Raw genomic sequence first — 18,512 nt, 5'->3', positions numbered from 1 at the left:
TGACCGCCATGCAATTGTTGACCCTACCGCCCTCCCCGGCCCTGGCCACCTCGATCCGCGCCACCGCGCAGGTGTTCGAAGACCCCAAGTCACGGGCCTTGCTGGCGCACCTGCAGCGGGTCGCGCCGAGTGAAGCCAGCGTGCTGATCATCGGCGAGACCGGCACCGGCAAAGAGCTGGTCGCCCGGCACATCCACAACCTCAGCGGCCGGCGTGACAAGCCGTTCGTGGCGGTCAACTGCGGAGCGTTTTCCGAGTCGCTGGTCGAGGCCGAATTGTTCGGCCACGAAAAAGGCGCGTTCACCGGCGCCCTCAGTGCCAAGGCCGGCTGGTTCGAAGAAGCCAACGGCGGCACCTTGTTCCTCGACGAGATCGGCGACCTGCCGATGCCGATCCAGGTCAAGCTGTTGCGCGTGCTGCAGGAGCGCGAAGTGGTACGCCTGGGCTCGCGCAAGAGCATTGCCATCGATGTGCGGGTACTGGCCGCTACCAACGTGCAGCTGGAAAAAGCCATCAACGCCGGGCACTTTCGCGAAGACCTGTACTACCGCCTCGACGTCGTCAGCCTGGAACTGGTGCCACTGCGTGAACGCCCGGGCGACATCCTGCCGCTGACCCGCCACTTCATCCAGGCCTACAGCCAGCGCCTGGGCTATGGCCAGGTCAGCCTCAGCAGCGAGGCCGAAGCCAAGCTGCGCAGCTACGGCTGGCCGGGCAACATCCGCGAGCTGGAAAACGTCATCCATCACACCTTGCTGATCTGCCGTGACGGCGTGATCCGCCAGGAGGACCTGCGCCTGTCGAACATGCGCATCGAACGCGCCGACGACAGCCCCGGCAGCGATGATTCGGCGGAAGGCTTGCTGGCGCGGGCTTTCCAGAAACTCTTCGAACAACCTGGCGGCGCCTTGCACGAGAAGGTCGAGGACGCACTGTTGCGCGCGGCCTACCGCTTCAGTCATTACAACCAGGTGCACACCGCCAACTTGCTCGGCCTGAGCCGCAACGTCACCCGCACCCGGCTGATCAAGATGGGCGAGCTGGCGGTGAATCGCCGGCAGCCCGGGGGCAGTACCCAGGGCGAGCGGGTGCTGAATTTGTCGATCTAATGGCCTTATCACAGGCCCTGCACCCATCCTGTGGGAGCGGGCTCGACCCGCGATCGAGCGCGCAGCGGTCGCAGTCCAGTCGAGAAAAGCTCAGCGGTAGATCTCACTCCCCGCATCCGCCGCCAGCGTGCGAAACACCAGCGCCGAAGCCATGCACAGCAGCGCCCCGACGCCAATCACCAGGGCGATATCCGCCACCGCCACTTGCTGCTCACCTTTCAAGCTCATCAACACACTGAGCAGTGAAGCAGCCACCCCCACCGACAAGCTCATGGACAACTGCACCGTCGCCGCCGACAGGCTGCTGGCGCGGCTGTGCAGTTCGGCGGGCACGTCGGCATAGGTCAGGCCGCCCATGGCGCTGAACTGCAAGGAGCGGATCAGGCCGCTGGCGAACAGGATCAACACCACCAGCCAGTACGGCGTGTCGAGGTTGAAACTGGCGCAGGCGCCCAGGCTCAAACCGGTGAACAATGCATTGATACTCAAGGTGCGGCGAAAGCCAAAGCGGCGCACGATACGCACCGCCAGCAGCTTGACCACAAAGGCGCCGACACCCCCGGTGAAGGTCAGCAAACCGGCATGCAAAGGGCTTAAACCAAAGCACAGCTGGAACAACAACACCATCAAGAACGGCTGCGCCGCCGTGCCCAGGCGAAACAGGTTGCCACCCCAGAAACTCACGGCAAAACTGCCTACGCGCAAAGGCGAAAAGTCCAGCAGCGGCTGGGCGCAACGCCGGGCATGGCGCACATAGAGCAGCGCTGTTATTAGCCCGATCAGCAGCAACAGCAGCACCCAGCGCCGCGCCAGCAAACCATGGCCGAGCGCCTCGAAGCCGAACACCAGTGACGCCAGGGTCACACTGGCCAGCAGCAAGCCGCGCAGGTCCAGGCGTTGCTGGCTGTCGCCGGGGTAATCGGCAATATGCCGCAGCACCAGGTACACCCCGAGCACGCCGATGGGCAGGTTGACCAGAAAAATCCACTGCCACGACAGCAGCGTCACCAGCAGACCGCCCAGCGGCGGCCCGAGCATCGGCCCCACCAGTGGCGGGATGGTCAGGTAGGACATGTTGCGCAGCAGTTGCTCGCGCGGCGACCAGCGCAGCAGGATCATCAAGCCCACCGGCACCATCATCGCCCCCGCCGCGCCCTGGCACAGGCGCGCCAGGCACAGTTGCAGCAACGATCCGGCCAGGGCGCAAGCCAGCGACGACAGGGTGAACAACACTATCGCCAGCACGAACACCCGCCGCGGCCCGTAGCGGTCCGCCGCCCAGCCGCTGACCGGCACTGCCAGGGCCGCGGCGAGCATGTACAGCGACACCACCAGGTTCATGCGCACACTCGGTGCGCCGAACTCGCTGGCCATCTGTGGCAATGCGGTCATGACCACGGTGGAGTCGATCAGCTCCATCAGCAACGCACAGCCGATGATCATCGGTACCCGCCGTGATTGCCCGGTGCTGTGGGTCAACAGCGGCGCCTGCAAACTGCCCACCTCAGAACAAGCCCGACGTCGGCGGCGGCGTGCCGGTCAGTTGCCAGGCACCCACCGCTGCGGCCTTCCAGTGCCGCGGGTTGTGGTTGGCGACCGTGCGCGCGTTGCGCCAGTGGCGGTCGAGATTGTGGCTGCGGCCGGTGGTCGAGGCGCCGCCGACGTCGAACAGCAACTCGGCAGCCTTGAGCGCGGACTCGGCGGCAATGAACTGGGCCTGGGCGACGTCGATGGCGGCCTGGTCGACCTGTTGCGGGTCAAGCCCGCTGGCCCAGGCGCGGTCGATCGACGCCGCCGCGCGCAACACCACGGCCTCTGCAGTAAAGGCACGGGCGGCGATCTCGCCGACGCTGAGCTGCACGTAAGGGTCATCCACCGAACGCGCGGCGCTGCTATGCTTGATCGGCCGCGCATGCTCGCGGGCAAAGCGGCTGGCGTCGTCCAGCGCATTGCGGGCGATGCCGGCCTGCACCGTGGCCAGAAACAACTGCAGGAACGGCGTGACGATGGTGCGCTTGCCCTCCTCCACGGTCCGCGTGCGGATCTCGTCGGCGTACACCACGACATCATTCAGGCGCGTGGTACCGCTGGCAGTCAGGCGCTGGCCCATGGCGTCGAAATCGTCGAGCAACTCCAGGCCCTGGCGCTCGCGCGGCAGCACGAACGACACCGGCTGATCGTTTTCATCCAGGGCCACGGCGCTGACCCAGTCGGCGTACAGGGAGCCGGTGCTGTAGTACTTGCTGCCGCTGGCGCGGTAATGCTCGCCGTCACGCACGATGCGCGCACTGATCGCGCCATTGGCGCCGCCCACTTCCCAGCCGGCATTGCCCAGCACCGCGCCTTGCAGGTAGCGGGCGAACCAGCGCTGGCGCTCGGCCTCGGCGCCGTCGGCGGTTGACGACAACAAGCCTTCGATAAAACCAAAGCCCGGGCGCAGCGCCTGGGCGACATTGGAGTCCACCGAAGCGATGCGCAGCAGCAGGCCGATCACATCGCTGACGCTGCCACCCGGGCCGCCGTATTGCTCGGGAATGCGGCAGGTGTAGAGCCCGGCCTGGGCAATCTGGCGTACCGCTTCATAGGGCAGCTGGCGCTCGCGTTCACGTTGCGCGGCGCCGGCGGCAATCAGCGCCAGCAGGTTTTCGGTATTGCCTTTGAGGTCGTCGAGGTTGCGACGCTCAATCGGGGGGACTGCGGATAAACCAGGCATGGACTTTCCTTGTGCAAATCAGGCGATCAGATCGCCAGGCGGAGAAATTCGAAACTGACCTTGCGACCGCTTTCCAGGTGTGGAATGGCGTCAAGCAAGGCACGGGTATAGGGGTGTTGCGGACGGTCGAAAACATCGCGCACGGCGCCGCTTTCCACCGCCACGCCGTCTTTCATCACCAGCACCTGGTCGCTGACGTGGTTGATCACCCCCAGGTCGTGGGAGATGAACAGGCAGGCCAGGCCCAGGCGCTGTTTTAGGTCGTCGAGCAGTTCGAGGATCTGCGCCTGCACCGACACATCCAGCGCCGACACCGGCTCGTCGCACACCAGGATCTGCGGCTGCGCGGCCAGGGCGCGGGCAATGGCGATGCGTTGCCGCTGGCCGCCCGACAGCTCGATCGGGCGCCGCTCCAGCAGGCTTTCGTCAAGGCGCACCAGGGTGAGCAACTCGACGGCCTGCGGGCGCCACTGCGCGCGCAGGTGCCCGGCTACTTGCAGCGCCTCGTACAACACCCGCTGCACGGTGTAGCGCGGGTCGAAGGAGCTCAGCGGGTCCTGGAACACCACCTGGATGCTGCGGCGCAGCGCGCGTTTCTCCTGGTCATCGAGTTGCAGCCAGGGCCGGCCCTTGATCTGGATCGCGCCGCTGTCGGGGGTTTCCAGGCCGAGGATCATCCGGGTCAGGGTGGTCTTGCCCGAGCCCGACTCGCCGACAATGCCTAAGGTGCGGCCCTTGTGCAGCTGCAGCGAAACCTTGTCGACCACGGTGCGCAAGGCGCCGTCCGGGCCCTTGAAGGCCTTGCTCAGTTGCTGCACCTGCAACAGCGGCGCGCTGGTTTCCACCACCGGCGGCGCCACGGCCGCAAGTTTTGCTGCCTGCGGTCGGCGAAAATGCACGGCGGCACCGGCCTTGAGCAGGTACTGGGTGTAGGGGTGCTGCGGGTCTTGCAGCACCGCCTCGACACTGCCCTGCTCGACGATCACGCCGTTGTGCATCACTGCCACGCGGTTGGCCAGGCGCGAGACCACCGCCAGGTCGTGGCTGACAATCAGCATCGCCGTGCTGTCGCCGCGCAGAGATTCGAGCAGGCTCAAGACCTGGGCCTGCACCGTGGCATCCAGCGCCGTGGTCGGCTCGTCGGCAATCAGCAGGCGCGGGTTGCAGGCAATCGCCGAGGCGATCAGCGCCCGTTGGCGCAAGCCCCCGGAGAGCTGCCAGGGGTACTGGCGGGCGCGCAGCTCAGGTTCCGGCACGCCGACCGCGCGCAGCAGTTCCAGCACCCGCGCCTGACGCTGCTCGCGGTTCAGCGCGCTGTGCAGTTGCAGCGGCTCGGCAATCTCCTTGCCGACCGGGCGCAGGGGGTCGAGCGAGCCCAGGGCGTCTTGCATGACAAAGCCGATTTGTGCGCCGCGCACCCGGCGCCAGGCGCGCTCGTCGAACTGGCGCAGGTCCTGCCCGGCAAAGGCCAGGCGGCTGGCCTGCAACTGCGCATGGGCTCCGGTGAGCCCGGCCAGGGTGCGCGAAGTGACGCTCTTGCCCGAGCCGGATTCGCCCACCAGCGCCAGGCATTCGCCCTGCTGCACGGTGAAGCTGATGCCCTTGAGCACCGGCACGCCCTGGCCGAAGCGCACCTGCAAGTCGCTGACCTCGATCAGCGGCGCGGGGTGTTGAAGAACAGCGTTCATAGGCGTTTACCTTCGTTGCGGCGCAGCAGTTCGCGGCCGATGGCGGTGATCGAAACCACGGTGAGGGTGATGGCCAGGGCCGGCCAGGCCACCAGCCACCAGGCGTTGGCCAGGTAGTTGCGGCCGATGGCGAGCATGCCGCCCCATTCCGGCTGCGGCGGTGGCGCGCCAAAGCCAAGAAAGCTCAGGGCGGCGCCGGCAACGATGGTGCTGCCGATGCCGATGGTGGCGAGAATCAAAATCGGTTTGATCGCATTGGGCAGCACGTGCCGCCAGATCACCTGGCGTCGTGGCAGGCCCAGGGTCGTGGCCGCCTCGACGTAGCCGGCATTGCGTACCACCAGGGTTTGCGCGCGCACCAGGCGCGCATAGCGCGGCACGCTGGCGATGCCCACGGCGATGATGGTGTTGAGCGCGCCCTGGCCAAAAAAGGTGATGATCACCAGCGCCAGCAACAGGTCGGGAAAGGCCAGCAGCACATCGACCAGGCGCATCACCGCGCCGTCGACCAGCCGTGGGCCGAGGCCGGCCAGCAGCCCGAGCACGGTGCCCAGCAGCAATCCCAGCGCCGTGGCACTCAGGCCCAGTACCAGCGACGGGCGCACCGCGTAGACCAACCGCGCGAGGATGTCGCGGCCGTTCTCGTCAGTGCCCAGCCAGTGCAGGCTACCCGGTGGCTGGAACGCCTGGCGGGCGTTGGCATCAAGCGGGTCGGCGGCCACCAGCCAGCCTGGCTGCAGCGCCGCCAGCAGCAAAAAGACGACGAACAGCGCCGCCAGCACCAGCCCCGGGCGCACCGCCAGTGGCCGGCGCCTGGCAAAACGCGCCGGGGCCGGGATCAGGCCGCTGACCGGCAGCACCGCTGCCGTTGAATTGATCGGCGCCATCGGGCACCTCCATGAACTGAACGTTAGGGAGCCGGGTTAGGGATCTGCCGGTGGATCTGCTCGATGCGCACCAAGGCTTCGCTACCCAGCTTCACCTGCAATGCGCCGAGGTTGTCGGCCAGTTGCGCCAGGCTGGTCTGCCCGGTCAGTGCGCTGCTGACAAACGGCTTGTTGAGCACATAAGCCAGGGCCAGTTGCGCCGGGCTGATCGAAAGCTCCTGCGCCAGCGCCACATAGGCAGCGATGGCCTGATGGGCGCCGGGGCTGTCGTAGCGGTTGAAGGTGCGGTACACCGACGACAGCCGCGAGCCCTGCGGCAAGGCGCCGTTGAGGTACTTGCCGGTCAGGGCGCCGAAGGCCAGCGGCGAATAGGCCAGCAAGCCGATGTTGTCGCGCTGGCTGAACTCCGACAGGCCGCCCTCGTACAGGCGGTTGAGCAGGCTATAGGGGTTCTGGATGCTGACGATGCGCGGCAGGTTCTGCTCACGCGCCTGGCGCAAAAACTCGGCCACGCCCCACGGGGTTTCGTTGGACACGCCGATATGGCGGATCTTGCCGGCGGCGACCTGATCGGCCAGCACCTGCAAGGTCTCGGCGATGCTCACGGTTTCGCGGTCATCCTGGACATAGGGGTATTCGCGCTGGCCAAAAATATTGGTGGTGCGGTCCGGCCAGTGCAGTTGGTAGAGGTCCAGGTAATCGGTTTGCAGGCGCTTGAGGCTGCCGTCCAGGGCGGCGACGATATTGGCCCGGTCGTGGCGTGTAAGCCCCTCACGGATATGCGCGCCGGCCCCCGGCTGGCGTGCCGGGCCGATGATTTTGCTGGCCAGCACCACCTCGGCGCGCCGCCCGCTGTTCGCCAGCCAGCTGCCGATGAAGCGCTCGGTGCTGCCCCAGGTTTCGCCGTGGGTCGGCGTTGGGTACATCTCGGCGGTATCGATCAGGTTGATACCAGCGGCCAGCGCCGCGTCGAGCTGGCGGTGGGCATCGCTTTCGCTGTTCTGGTGGCCCCAGGTCATGCTGCCCAGCCCCAGCACGCTGACCTGAATGTCGCTGTGGCCCAATCTACGTTTGATCATGCTCGCTCCGTATCGAAAGTAAAAAGCTCAAACCGCTTCGGCGGCGCGCTGGTACTGGCTGGCCGGGTACGGCAGGCCGAGGTGCTCGCGCAAGGTGCTGCCCTGGTATTCACGGCGGAACACCCCGCGCTGTTGCAGCAGCGGCACCACCTGGTCGACGAATACCTCGACACCGGAGGGGAACATGTCCGGCATGATGTTGAAGCCATCGGCAGCGCCGGCACGGAACCAGTGCTCAAGGCTGTCGGCGACCTGTTCCGGGGTGCCGACGATCAGCCGGTGGCCGACCAGGATGCGCCGCGACAGTTCGCGGATGGTCAGGTTCTCGCGCCGCGCCAGGTTCAACTGAGCTTCGAGAAAACCGTGGGAGCCGCGCTCGAAATCCGCCACCGGGCCAATCCGCTCCCAGGGCAACGGCGCATCCAGCTGCAGCTCGCTGACCGCCAGGCCCACCCGCGCCGCCACCTGGTTGATCAGCCCTTCTTCGCCGTACCAGGCGTTGAGCTCGTCGAAACGCGCCTGGGCCTCGGCCTCGCTGCTGCCGATTACCGTTGACAGCCCCGGCATGATTTTCAGGTGCTCGGGGTTGCGCCCCCACTGGCGGGCGCGCTGTTTCATTTCCTGATAGAACGCCTGGCCGTCGACCAGGGTGGTCTGGGTGGTGAAGATCGCATCGGCATAGCGCGAGCCGAGGGCCTTGCCGCCTTCGGAAGACCCGGCCTGCACCAGCACCGGCCGGCCCTGGGGCGAGCGCGGCAAGTTGAGCGGGCCCTTGACCGAAAAGTGCTCGCCGACAAAGTCGATGGCATGCACCTTGGCCGGGTCGGCAAAACGCCCACGGCGGGCATCGCCGATCACCGCGTCATCTTCCCAGCTGTCCCACAATTTAAGGGTGACATCGATGAACTCATCGGCCCGGGCATAACGGTCGACGTGTCGCGGCGCACCGGCCAGGCCGAAGTTCTGCGCGGCGGCATCACCGGCATTGGTGACCACGTTCCAGGCCGCACGGCCGCCGCTGATATGGTCCAGCGAACTGAAGCGCCGGGCCAGGTTATACGGGTCGTTATAGCTGCTCGAAGCGGTGGCGATCACGCCGATATGGCGGGTAGCCAGGGCCACGGCGGTGAGCAGCACGGTAGGTTCCAGGCGCCCGGCCGGATGCTGGCCAACATCGCCGATCAGCGCCGGGCCGTCGGCGAGGAAGATCGCATCGAGCTTGCCGCGTTCGGCAATGCGCGCGATGTTGCTGTAGTACTGGTGATCGAGATAGGCATTGGCCGGCACCTCGGCCTGGCGCCAGGCACCGGAGTGGGCGCCGAAACCGAGGATGTTCATGCCGATGCTCATGTGTTTTGCAGGCTGGCTCATGGCAACTCCTTGAGTGGGGTCAGACCGCGCTGGCTTCATCGCGGGCGGCGTTGTCCTGGGCGTGCAACTGGCGCCAGGCGGCACCAGGGCTGATGCCGTTGAGGTAGTAATTGCCCAGCGCCCGCTCGCGGTAGATCGCCGGGTTGTGCGAGGCCAGGGTGCGGGCATTGCGCCAGTGCCGGTCGAGGCGCCGGGCCTGGCTGGTGGCCGAGGCGCCGCCGACTTCAAACAGCAAGGTGGTGGCTTCGAGCACCTGCTCGAGAACAATCTGCTGGGCCTGGTAGGTGCGAATGTCGGCCTCGACGTAGTGCTCCTCGCCAATAGAACCGTCGAGCTCGGCTTCATGCACGGTCTGCAGCACCTGGGCGACATCCAGCACCAGGGCCTGGGCGGCATAGGCCAGGCTCGACAGACGACCGATCACCCGCTGCACCAGCGGGTCGTCCTTGGGGCTGGACTGGCCCGGCACGCCAAAGGCGCGGGTGCGGCCCTGGACGAAGGCCACGGCATCGCGCTGCGCGGCGCGGGCGATACCGGCCAGGGTCGCCAGGTGGTACAGCTGGTAGAAGGCCGACAGGTAGGATTCGGCGCGCAGCTCGCCGGGCTTGAAGCGCCGCAGCACCTGCTGCGGCGGCACCGCGACATTGGCAAAACGGGTAGTGCCGCTGCCGCTCAGGCGCTGGCCGAAACCGTCCCAGTCATCTTCCAGGCTGACCCCTGGCGCCGTGGTCGGCACCACCACGCTGACAAAATCCTCATCGAGCATGGCCACCGCCGCCACCCAGTCGGCATAGATGGCGCCGGTGCAGTAGTACTTCTCGCCGTGCAGCAGCCAGCCGGCCTCGGGCGCCTGCGGGTCGGCAGCGCGCAGGCGCACCGAATTGCCGGTGGTGTCGGTGCGTTCGGCCATGGCCGCGCCCCACAACTGCCCCGTCGCCACCTTGGCCAGCCAGTGCTGTTGCGAAGCGGCATCGCCACTGGACAGCCGGCCTTCGACAAAACCGAAGTGGGCGCGAAAGATTTGCGGCAGGTTGGAGTCGGCTTCGGCCAGGTCGATCAGCAGGCGAAACAGCACCGGCAGGCTGGCCTGGGCGCCGTTCAATGCCTGGGGCACGCGCAGGGCGCCAAAGCCGGCTTCGCGTAGCCAGGCCACCGGCTCATGGGCCAGGGTGCGCTGCTGCTCGCGCTCGACCGCACCTTCGGCAATGCGGGCAAACACCGGGGCAAAACGCGCCTGCAGGTTTACGTAGTCCTGGCCTGCGTAGTTCGCAGCCAGGGCTGTTGGCAGTTCATGGGCACTCATGGCTGGTCCTTGAAATTCGGGTTCATAGGCTTTTGCTGCGCGGGTCGACCCAGTGGTTGATCAGGTCGACGAGAAAGTTGACGAGCACATAAATCGCCGCCGCCAGCAGGGTGATGCCCAGCAGCAAGGGCATGTCCTTGGTGACTGCGGCGTCGAGCATCAAGCGGCCGATGCCCTGGCGGGCGAAGAGCATTTCGATGATCACCGCACCGCCCAGCAAGCTGGCGAAAACAAAGCCCGACAACGTCACCAGTGGCACCAGGGCATGGCGCAAGGCATGCTTGAGGCGCACGCCGGTCTCGGACATGCCGCGGGCGCGGGCCATGGCGATAAACGGCTGTTCGAGGATGTCTTCCAGCTCCTGGCGCAGTACCTGGGTCAGCACCGCGGCAATCGGCAGGGCCAGGGCCAGGCTCGGCAGAATCAGCGCCTGCCAGCTGTTGGAACCGGATGGCGGCAGCAGGTGCCAGCCGAACGAAAACACCAGCAACAGCACGATGCCGATCACGAACGACGGCGCCGACGACAGCACCAGTTCAGTGCCGGACACCAGCGAGCGCACCCAGCGCGGCCGGTTGGCGGTGAGCACCGCGCAGCTCACCGCCAGCACAATCGACAGCAAGGCGGCGGCCAGCGACAGCTGCACGGTGGCGCCCAGCTGGCTGCCGATCACCTGCAGCACCGGAATGCGCAAACGGTACGACTCGCCCAGATCGCCCTGGGCCAGGCGCGCCAGGTACTGGCCGTACTGCACCCACAACGGCTGGTCGAGGCCGTATTCGGCGCGCACCTGGGCAATCAGCTCGGCGCTGGGCATCGCGTCGGGGCCGCCGAGAATCGCCAGGGCCGGGTCGCCGGCGCTGAGGTTGATGGCCAGGAAAGTCAGGGTCGCCGCGCCCCAGAGCACGCCGATGCCGGCCAGCAGGCGCCAGGCCAATCGTTGCAAGCTAGTCATTTGCCCTCCGGGTCGAGCCAGACACTGGTGAAAAACGGGGTGTTGTGCGAAGTGTCGAAAATCAGCCCCTTGACCTGCTTGCGGTAGGCCAGCAGCACATGGCTCTCGAACACCGGCACCGCCGGGATGGTCTGCGCCAGGCGCTGCTGGGCGATGCGATAGAGGTCGTTCAGCGCCACCGGGTCGGTAGTCTGCCGCGCTGCGCTGAGCACCCGGTCGAGCTCGGCATCGCGAAAGCGCCCGGCGTTCTGGCCGATCAACTTGGCGGTGCTGATTGCCTGGCTGTGATAGAGGATGTACAGGCCATCGGGGGTGTTGGTGTGCCAGTAACCGCCGCCGATCAGCTGGAAATCACTGGCGTAACGGCGCTGGGTGACCTGGGCCAGGGGCAGCAGGTCGATGTCGATCTTGAGGCCGATCTTCTTCAGGTCGGCCTGGATGGCCACGGCGATGCTGCTCGGGTAGGCCGCGGTTTCGTAGGTCAGCAGGTGCGCGGCCAGGCGCTGGCCGTTCTTGACCCGGTAACCCTCGGCGTCGCGCTCACTCCAGCCGGCCTGGTCGAGAATGCGGTTGGCCTCGGCGACGTCATAGGCCAGTACATCCTTGAATGCCGGGTCGTAGTAGCGGGTGTTGGCGGCAAGAAAATCACCCTTGGCCAGGTACTCGCCAAAACCGGTGATCCAGGCCAGGCCGTCGCGGTCGATGGCCTTGGCCACGGCGCGGCGCACCTGCACGTCGTCGAAGGGAAAGCGCTCGACGTTGAAGGTCAGGCTGCGAAACGGGTTGGCCTTGCGAATGCGGCTGCGCATCTGCAAGTCCGGGTTGTCACGGATAGCCCGGGCGTTCTGGGTCGGAGCGTCGACGGTGAAGTCCGACTGGCCGGCTTCCAGGGTACTGAAACGGATCATCGGCTCGGGGACGATGCTCAGCTCCAGGCGGTCGAGGTAGGCCTCGCCCTGGTGGCGGGTGACTGCGGGCGCCCAGTTGTAGCCCTTGCGCTTGACGAAGTTGGCGCCCTGGTCGCGGGTGTAGCTTTCCAGCACGAAGGGCCCAGAGCCGATAGGGTGCTCGGCGATGGTCTTCGGCGCTTCAAGGATCTGTCGGGGCGAGATCATGCTCAGCCATGACTGCGCCAGCACATCGAGGAACGGCGAATACGGCTCGCGCAAGTGCGCTTCGAAGGTGTACTCATCGACGATGCGCCCGTCGACATATGGGGCGATGTAGGCAGCGGCCAGCGGCGATTTGGTCGCCGGGTCGCGCATGTGTTCAAGGTTGACCTGCACGGCACGGGCGTTGAATTTCTCGCCATCGCTGAAGGTCACGTCATCGCGCAGGTGAAAGGTGTAGGTCTTGCCGTCGTCGGAGATCTCCCAGGACTTGGCCAACCACGGCGAGATATTGCCCTGCTCGTCCTGGTACAGCAGGCAGTCGAACAGAATGCGCCCCAGCCACTGCACATTGCCGTGGGAAATCGAATGCACGTCCAGCGTCGTGGTGTCGGAGGCCGTCGACACCCGCAGGGTGCCACCGGGCTTGCCCGGGGCGGCCTCGTAATAGTCCTGCGCGCCATAGCTGAGGGTGCCGTTGTGCAGCGTGCCGTCGATGCCGCTGCTGCCCTGCTCCGGCGATTGCTCCACCGGCTTGCAGGCGCCCAGGGCCAGCAGCGCGCCAAGCACGGCGGGCGCGCCCAGCCTTGCGATTACTCTCATGCGGTTCTCCTGCAGGTGCCGCGCGAACGGCACCCGCCCCTGGCTCAAAAGTTGTAGGCAATCCCGGTGTAGGCGCCGAAGCCGTCACCCGGGTACAGCGAGGCGGTGTCCTGGCCCTTGGCGTCGTAGCTGGGCACCAGGGCGGTGACGTAGTCCTTGTCGGTGAGGTTCTTCAGGTCCAGGTACACCTGCCAGGTCTTGTTCGGCGCGTCATAGCCCAAGCGTGCGCCCCACAGGGTGTAAGACGGCGCGTAGAAGCTGTTGGCGTAGTCCACCGCCGTGCTCGATGCCGAGCGCACGTTGATCCCGGCGTAAAAGCCGTTGGCGTACTGGTAGAACAGCTCGCCCTGGTAGATGTGCTTGGGCAGGCCCGGCAGCTCGTTCTTGCTGAACAGCGGGTCGTTGCGGTAGTGAAAGTCGTTGAGGGTGTAGGCCTGGCGCCAGCTCAGCACATCGCCGTTATCGCGTTGCCAGAGCTTGGTGGTCAGCCCCGCCTCGATGCCCTGGTGGATGGTCGGGCTGGCGTTGGAGGTCGAGACCACGGCGGCCGAAGTGTTGGTGGCCGGGAGGATTTCGACGTTGAGCAGCTCGTCCTTGATCCACGATTTGTACAGGGTCAGGCTGCCGTCGAAAATGTCCGAACGCCCGCGAATCCCCAGTTCAACCGTGTTGGCGCTTTGTGGCACCAGGGTCTTGGCGAAGTTGGTGGTCACCCCCGAACCGGAACTGGACCAGGAGCTGGGCGGGTCGATCGAGCGGCTGACATTGCCGAACACCTGCACGTCCGGGGTCAGGTAGTAACGCAGGCCGAGCCGTGGCGCCAGTTTCCATTGCTGATAGCGGTAGTGGCTGGGGATGCCGCTGGTGTTGGGCCGGTCGCTGAAATTGACATCGACATTGCGCTTGACCTCAATGGCCGAGAGGCCCGTGGACAGGTACAGGTTGTCGGTCAGGCCGAGGTCGTTGCCCAGCGAGAACACATGGTCGAACGAGCCGTCGTACTCGACCTGCTTCTGCAACCGGCCCAGGTCCTTGTCGCCGCTGTAGGTGCGCACCCCGGAGCGGATGTGCTGGGTGCTGCTCCAGCCGACCGTGGTGGTGCTCGGCAGGCCAAACAGCTGGTCGCTGCGGGTGTACTTGAGCGAATAGTTGATGTCGCGCCAGTCCCAGTAGTTGGGGTTGACCGTGCTCTTCTTGCTGAGGATCTGCGGGTAGTTGTGATAGACCAGCCCGGCCACCAGGGTCGAATCGTCATCGAAGGTGTAGGTGGTCTTGCTGCCGACCCAGGTCGAGCCTTCCTTGGTCGAGTCGCCGCGGGTGGCGCGGGTGCTGGGGTTGGTTTGCGAGGAGTTCTTCTTCAGTTGCGCCAGGGTCAGGGCCCCGGAGTTTTCGTGGTATTCCTCGCGGTAGCGGATGTACAGGCGGGTTTCCAGCTTGGGGTTGAAGCGGTAGCCGAAGTTGCTCACCACGCCCTTGGCCTTGGTGAAGGTGAAGTCCTGGTAACCGTCGCGCTTGGAGTTGTCGACACTGATGAAGTAGTCGGCATTGCCAGCCACGCCACCGGTGCTGAGGGTCTGCTTCTGCCAGCCGAAACTGCCGCCTTCGACCTTGATGCGGTTGCCCGGCGCAGTGAGGCCGGAGTTGGTAACGAAGTTGATCGCCCCGCCCAGCGACAAGGCGCCGTATTCGAAGGCGTTGGCACCGCGCAGTACCTCGGTGTAGCTCAGGCCCTGGGTGTCGAGCAGCTCGTAGGGCGTGCCACCGGCGCCAGTCAGGGCCAGGCCGTCGAAGAGAAACTTGGTGCCTTCGCGAAAGTAGCCAGGCGATGTGTTGGCGCCCGAGCCGCGAATGGAAATTTTGATCGCATCGTTGCCGCCGGCCGCCTGCGCATACACCCCCGGCTGATAGGCCAGGGTGTCTTCGAGGGTGGCCGAGCGGCCCTTCTCCACCTCCGCCTGCTGGACCAGCCCGGTACCGCCGGGGATCTCGTCCAGTTGCGCCTGCGCCGCTTCTACCGGGGTGGCTTTGGCGGCCTGGACGGTAACCGTCTCCAGGCGTTTTTCAGTCTGTGTGGCGTCTTCGGCCTGGGCCAGCGGCGCCAGGCTCAACAGGGCGGCGCCGACGCTGGCCAGCTTCCAGTCCTTGCCTACTACTTTGGTCGAAGATTTGGATAAAACGGATGTTGCCCGAGGCACGAAATTCAAGGTCTTGCTCCCCACCTGATTAAAAAATAGGCGAGTTTCTATTGGTATAGTCAATCTCGAAGGGAGCTGTTGCAGCGTCCGTGCCAACCACAAAATCCCTTGAAATCCTTGGGTTTGAGCGGTTTCAACGGTTTAAACAATTGTTCGAATTGCGGGTATCTGTCCAACTGCTGTTGCCTGGCGAACAGTTGATCATGGCCCAGGCCTTGATAGATCCTGTCGATAGACCTATCAACAAGGTCGATTAGTCCCACATTCCGTACGGGAATACACTAGCGCGCATACGTCCGCTTAAAACCCTGCGCCAGACAGGGACCTGCGACACACCGTGCTTCGACACCCCAGCCAACTGCGCTTGCGACGCCTTGTTGCCGGGCATGCCTATGCCCGCAGCTTTGTGCAGCCGATAAGAACGAGGAGATACCCATGGGACTTGGCAGACGACAGTTTTTCAAGCTGTGTACCGCCGGCGTCGCCACCGCCACCTGTGCAAGCCTGGGCTTTGCCCCGGGCGTGGCCCAGGCGACCCAGTCGCGCCAGTACAAGCTGCTGCGCGCCAAGGAAACCCGTAACAACTGCACCTATTGCTCGGTCGGTTGCGGGATACTCATGTACAGCCTCGGCGACGGCGCCAAGAACGCCAAGGCGCGGATCTTCCATATCGAAGGCGACCCTGATCACCCGGTCAGCCGTGGCTCGCTGTGCCCTAAAGGCGCCGGCCTGGTCGACTATGTGCACAGCGAACAGCGCCTGCTCTACCCCGAATACCGCGCACCGGGCTCGGACAAATGGCAGCGCATCAGCTGGGACCACGCCATCGAGCGCATCGCCCGACTGCTGAAGGACGACCGCGACGCCAACTTCATCGAAAAGAACGCCAAGGGCACCACGGTCAACCGCTGGCTCAGCACCGGCATGCTCTGCTCGTCGGCGGCCAGCAGCGAAACCGGCTCGCTCGACCAGCGCTTCACCCGTGCCCTGGGCATTCTCGGCACCGACAGCCAGGCGCGGGTCTGCCACGCGCCGACGGTTTCGGCCCTGGCGCCGACCTTTGGCCGTGGCGCCATGACCAACAACTGGGTCGACATCAAGAACGCCAACGTTGTGCTGATCATGGGCGGCAACCCCGCCGAGGCGCACCCGGTGGGCTTCAAGTGGGTGATCGAGGCGAAGATCCGCAACGGCGCCAAGGTCATCGTCGTCGACCCGCGCTTCAACCGCAGCGCCGCGGTGGCCGACATCTACTCGCCGATCCGCGCAGGCTCCGACGTGACCTTCCTGATGGGCGTGGTCAACTACCTGATCAGCCACGACAAGATCCAGCACGAATACGTACGCCACTACACCAACGCCAGCCTGATCGTGCGCGAGGACTACCACTTCGACGACGGCCTGTTCAGCGGCTACGACGCCAACAAGCGCAGCTACGACCGCAGCTCCTGGACCTACGAGCTCGACAGCAAGGGCTACGCCAAGCGCGACCTGACCCTGCAGCACCCGCGCTGCGTGTGGAACCTGCTCAAGGCCCACGTCAGCCGCTACACCCCGGAGATGGTCACCAACGTCTGCGGCACGCCCAAGGACGACTTCCTGAAGATCTGCGCGATCCTTGGCGAAACCAGCGCCCCGGACAAGACCGCGACCTTCCTCTACGCCCTGGGCTGGACCCACCACACCAACGGCGCGCAGATGATCCGCGGCTCGGGCATGATCCAGCTGCTTTTGGGCAACATCGGCATGGCCGGTGGTGGCGTCAACGCCCTGCGCGGCCACTCCAACATCCAGGGCTACACCGACCTGGGCCTGCTGTCGCTGCGCCTGCCCGGCTACATGAACCTGCCGTCCGACGAGCAGACCGACATGGCCACCTACCTCAAGCAGGTGACGCCGGTGGCGCTGCTGGAGGATCAGGTCAACTACTACAAACACACGCCGAAATTCTTCGTCAGCCTGATGAAAAGCCTTTGGGGCGACAAGGCCACCAAAGACAACGACTGGGGCTTCGACTGGCTGCCCAAGTGGGACGACAGCTACGACGTGCTCAACTTCAGCAACCGCATGTACGAAGGCAAGGTCAACGGCTACATCGCCCAGGGCTTCAACCCGGTGGCGGCCTTCCCCGACAAGAACAAGGCCCAGGCAGCGCTGGCCAAGCTCAAGTTCCTGGTGATCATCGACCCGCTGGCCACCGAGACCTCGAGCTTCTGGCAGAACCACGGCGAGCAGCATGACGTCGACACCGCGGCGATCCAGACCGAAGTGTTCCGCCTGCCCTCCTCGTGCTTTGCCGAGGAAGACGGCTCGATCGTCAACTCCGGGCGCTGGCTGCAGTGGCACTGGGCCGGCGCGGCGCCTCCGGGCGAGGCCTGGCACGATGGCAAGATCCTCGGCCACCTGTTCCTGAAGATCCGCGAGCTGTACGAAAAGGAAGGCGGCGCCAACCCGGCACCGATCCTCAATATGGCCTGGGACTACGCCGACCCGCTGGACCCCAAGCCCGAGGAAGTGGCCAAGGAGTCCAACGGCCGCGCCCTGGCCGACCTGCACGACGAGCAAGGCAAGCTGATTTTGCGCAAGGGCCAGTTGCTCAGCGACTTTTCGCAGTTGCGCGACGACGGCACGACCCAGTGCTTCAACTGGATCTTCGCCGGCTCCTGGACCGAACAGGGCAACCAGATGGCCCGCCGCGACAACGCCGACAGCGGCCTGGGTTGCACCCCGGGCTGGGCCTGGGCCTGGCCGCAGAACCGGCGCATCCTCTACAACCGCGCCTCGGCCGACCCGCAGGGCAAGCCGTGGGATCCGAAACGCAAGCTGATCGGCTGGGACGGTGTGCGCTGGAGCGGCGTCGACGTGCCCGACTTCGCCGTCAGCGCCGCCCCCGGTGGCAAGGTCAACCCGTTCATCATGCTGCCCGAAGGCCTGGGCCGGCTGTTCTCGGTCGGCGCCATGAACGACGGGCCGTTCCCCGAGCACTACGAGCCGACCGAAAGCCCGCTGGCGAGCAACCCGCTGCACCCGAACGTGACCTACAGCCCGACCGCGCGGCTGTACGAAAGCGACCGCCAGCGCATGGGCAAGCGCGAAGAGTTCCCCTACGTGGCGACCACCTACTCGATCACCGAGCTGTTCCGCCACTGGACCAAGCACGCGCGGTTGAACGCCATCGTCCAGCCCGAGCAGTTCATCGAGATCGGCGAGAAACTCGCCGCCGACAAGGGCATCGTTCAGGGCGACCTGGTCAAGGTCAGCACCAAGCGTGGCTACATCAAGGCCAAGGCCGTGGTGACCAAGCGCATCCGCCGCCTGGCCGTCGATGGCCAGGATGTCGACACCATCGGCATTCCTTGCCACTGGGGTTACGAAGGCAGCACGCGCAAGGGCTTCCTGGCCAACACCCTGACCCCGGGCATCGGCGAGTCGAACACCCACACGCCGGAGTACAAGGCGTTTCTCGTGAACATTGAAAAGGTCTGAGGGCGAATACCATG

At 65.6% G+C, this 18,512-nt stretch carries 12 protein-coding genes; 2 read left to right on the top strand and 10 right to left on the bottom strand.

Translation table 11 applies throughout. The features are described from left to right. Window positions 1-8: 8 nt before the first annotated feature. Window positions 9-1,109: a sigma-54 interaction domain-containing protein gene (locus BLR26_RS13545; RefSeq protein ID WP_093381322.1), complete on the top strand. Its 1,101-nt coding sequence runs from the start codon at window positions 9-11 to the stop codon at window positions 1,107-1,109. Between the two features lie 90 nt (window positions 1,110-1,199). On the opposite strand, the gene BLR26_RS13540 is transcribed toward BLR26_RS13545, so the two are convergent. The 10 genes from BLR26_RS13540 to BLR26_RS13495 form a co-directional block, all read right to left on the bottom strand. Continuing rightward, the gene (locus BLR26_RS13540; RefSeq protein ID WP_256326771.1) at window positions 1,200-2,552 is read right to left on the bottom strand and encodes an MFS transporter; all 1,353 of its coding nucleotides are present in this window, start codon (window positions 2,550-2,552) and stop codon (window positions 1,200-1,202) included. Between the two features lie 61 nt (window positions 2,553-2,613). Further along, window positions 2,614-3,822: an acyl-CoA dehydrogenase family protein gene (locus BLR26_RS13535; protein ID WP_093381317.1), complete on the bottom strand. Its 1,209-nt coding sequence runs from the start codon at window positions 3,820-3,822 to the stop codon at window positions 2,614-2,616. A gap of 26 nt (window positions 3,823-3,848) precedes the next feature. Next, a complete protein-coding gene (locus BLR26_RS13530) occupies window positions 3,849-5,510 on the bottom strand; it encodes a dipeptide ABC transporter ATP-binding protein (RefSeq protein WP_045194277.1) in 1,662 nt (553 codons plus the stop codon). Next, window positions 5,507-6,397 (bottom strand): ABC transporter permease, encoded by an 891-nt coding sequence (locus tag BLR26_RS13525; RefSeq protein ID WP_093381314.1) that lies wholly within the window; start codon window positions 6,395-6,397, stop codon window positions 5,507-5,509. The genes BLR26_RS13530 and BLR26_RS13525 overlap by 4 nt, the downstream gene beginning before the upstream one ends. Window positions 6,398-6,420: 23 nt before the next feature. Continuing rightward, entirely contained in the window at window positions 6,421-7,476 is a 1,056-nt protein-coding gene (locus tag BLR26_RS13520; RefSeq protein ID WP_093381312.1) for an NADP(H)-dependent aldo-keto reductase, read from the bottom strand. A gap of 27 nt (window positions 7,477-7,503) precedes the next feature. Further along, window positions 7,504-8,847, bottom strand: a complete 1,344-nt coding sequence (locus tag BLR26_RS13515; RefSeq protein WP_093381309.1) for an LLM class flavin-dependent oxidoreductase — start codon at window positions 8,845-8,847, stop codon at window positions 7,504-7,506. 19 nt (window positions 8,848-8,866) lie between these two features. Beyond that, window positions 8,867-10,150, bottom strand: coding sequence for an acyl-CoA dehydrogenase family protein (locus BLR26_RS13510; protein ID WP_256326717.1), 1,284 nt, complete (start codon window positions 10,148-10,150; stop codon window positions 8,867-8,869). Window positions 10,151-10,172: 22 nt separating this feature from the next. Next, on the bottom strand, window positions 10,173-11,105 hold the full coding sequence (locus BLR26_RS13505; protein WP_093381307.1) for an ABC transporter permease: 933 nt from the start codon (window positions 11,103-11,105) through the stop codon (window positions 10,173-10,175). Further along, window positions 11,102-12,817 carry an ABC transporter substrate-binding protein gene (locus BLR26_RS13500; RefSeq protein ID WP_093381304.1) on the bottom strand — a complete coding sequence of 572 codons (1,716 nt, stop codon included), beginning with the start codon at window positions 12,815-12,817 and terminating at the stop codon, window positions 11,102-11,104. Before BLR26_RS13500 ends, BLR26_RS13505 begins: the two co-directional genes overlap by 4 nt. A gap of 44 nt (window positions 12,818-12,861) precedes the next feature. After that, on the bottom strand, window positions 12,862-14,949 hold the full coding sequence (locus BLR26_RS13495; RefSeq protein WP_093387463.1) for a TonB-dependent receptor family protein: 2,088 nt from the start codon (window positions 14,947-14,949) through the stop codon (window positions 12,862-12,864). A gap of 498 nt (window positions 14,950-15,447) precedes the next feature. Here BLR26_RS13495 and fdnG point away from each other — a divergent pair, with 498 nt between their 5' ends. Further along, a complete protein-coding gene (fdnG, locus tag BLR26_RS13490) occupies window positions 15,448-18,498 on the top strand; it encodes a formate dehydrogenase-N subunit alpha (protein WP_093381301.1) in 3,051 nt (1,016 codons plus the stop codon). The last annotated feature ends 14 nt before the right edge of the window (window positions 18,499-18,512 follow it).

It is taken from the genome of Pseudomonas sp. UC 17F4 (assembly GCF_900101695.1).
Classification (GTDB): Bacteria; Pseudomonadota; Gammaproteobacteria; order Pseudomonadales; family Pseudomonadaceae; genus Aquipseudomonas.
The sequence above is the reverse complement of the archived record's forward strand: the minus strand, read 5'-3'. Positions and strand labels throughout refer to the sequence as shown.

Bases quoted from the DNA above. Each gene is read 5' to 3' on its own strand.
- BLR26_RS13545 (WP_093381322.1), top strand. From the start codon at position 9: ATGCAATTGTTGACCCTACCGCCCTCCCCGGCCCTGGCCACCTCGATC.
- BLR26_RS13540 (WP_256326771.1), bottom strand. From the start codon at position 2,552: ATGATCATCGGCTGTGCGTTGCTGATGGAGCTGATCGACTCCACCGTG.
- BLR26_RS13535 (WP_093381317.1), bottom strand. From the start codon at position 3,822: ATGCCTGGTTTATCCGCAGTCCCCCCGATTGAGCGTCGCAACCTCGAC.
- BLR26_RS13530 (WP_045194277.1), bottom strand. From the start codon at position 5,510: ATGAACGCTGTTCTTCAACACCCCGCGCCGCTGATCGAGGTCAGCGAC.
- BLR26_RS13525 (WP_093381314.1), bottom strand. From the start codon at position 6,397: ATGGCGCCGATCAATTCAACGGCAGCGGTGCTGCCGGTCAGCGGCCTG.
- BLR26_RS13520 (WP_093381312.1), bottom strand. From the start codon at position 7,476: ATGATCAAACGTAGATTGGGCCACAGCGACATTCAGGTCAGCGTGCTG.
- BLR26_RS13515 (WP_093381309.1), bottom strand. From the start codon at position 8,847: ATGAGCCAGCCTGCAAAACACATGAGCATCGGCATGAACATCCTCGGT.
- BLR26_RS13510 (WP_256326717.1), bottom strand. From the start codon at position 10,150: ATGAGTGCCCATGAACTGCCAACAGCCCTGGCTGCGAACTACGCAGGC.
- BLR26_RS13505 (WP_093381307.1), bottom strand. From the start codon at position 11,105: ATGACTAGCTTGCAACGATTGGCCTGGCGCCTGCTGGCCGGCATCGGC.
- BLR26_RS13500 (WP_093381304.1), bottom strand. From the start codon at position 12,817: ATGAGAGTAATCGCAAGGCTGGGCGCGCCCGCCGTGCTTGGCGCGCTG.
- fdnG (WP_093381301.1), top strand. From the start codon at position 15,448: ATGGGACTTGGCAGACGACAGTTTTTCAAGCTGTGTACCGCCGGCGTC.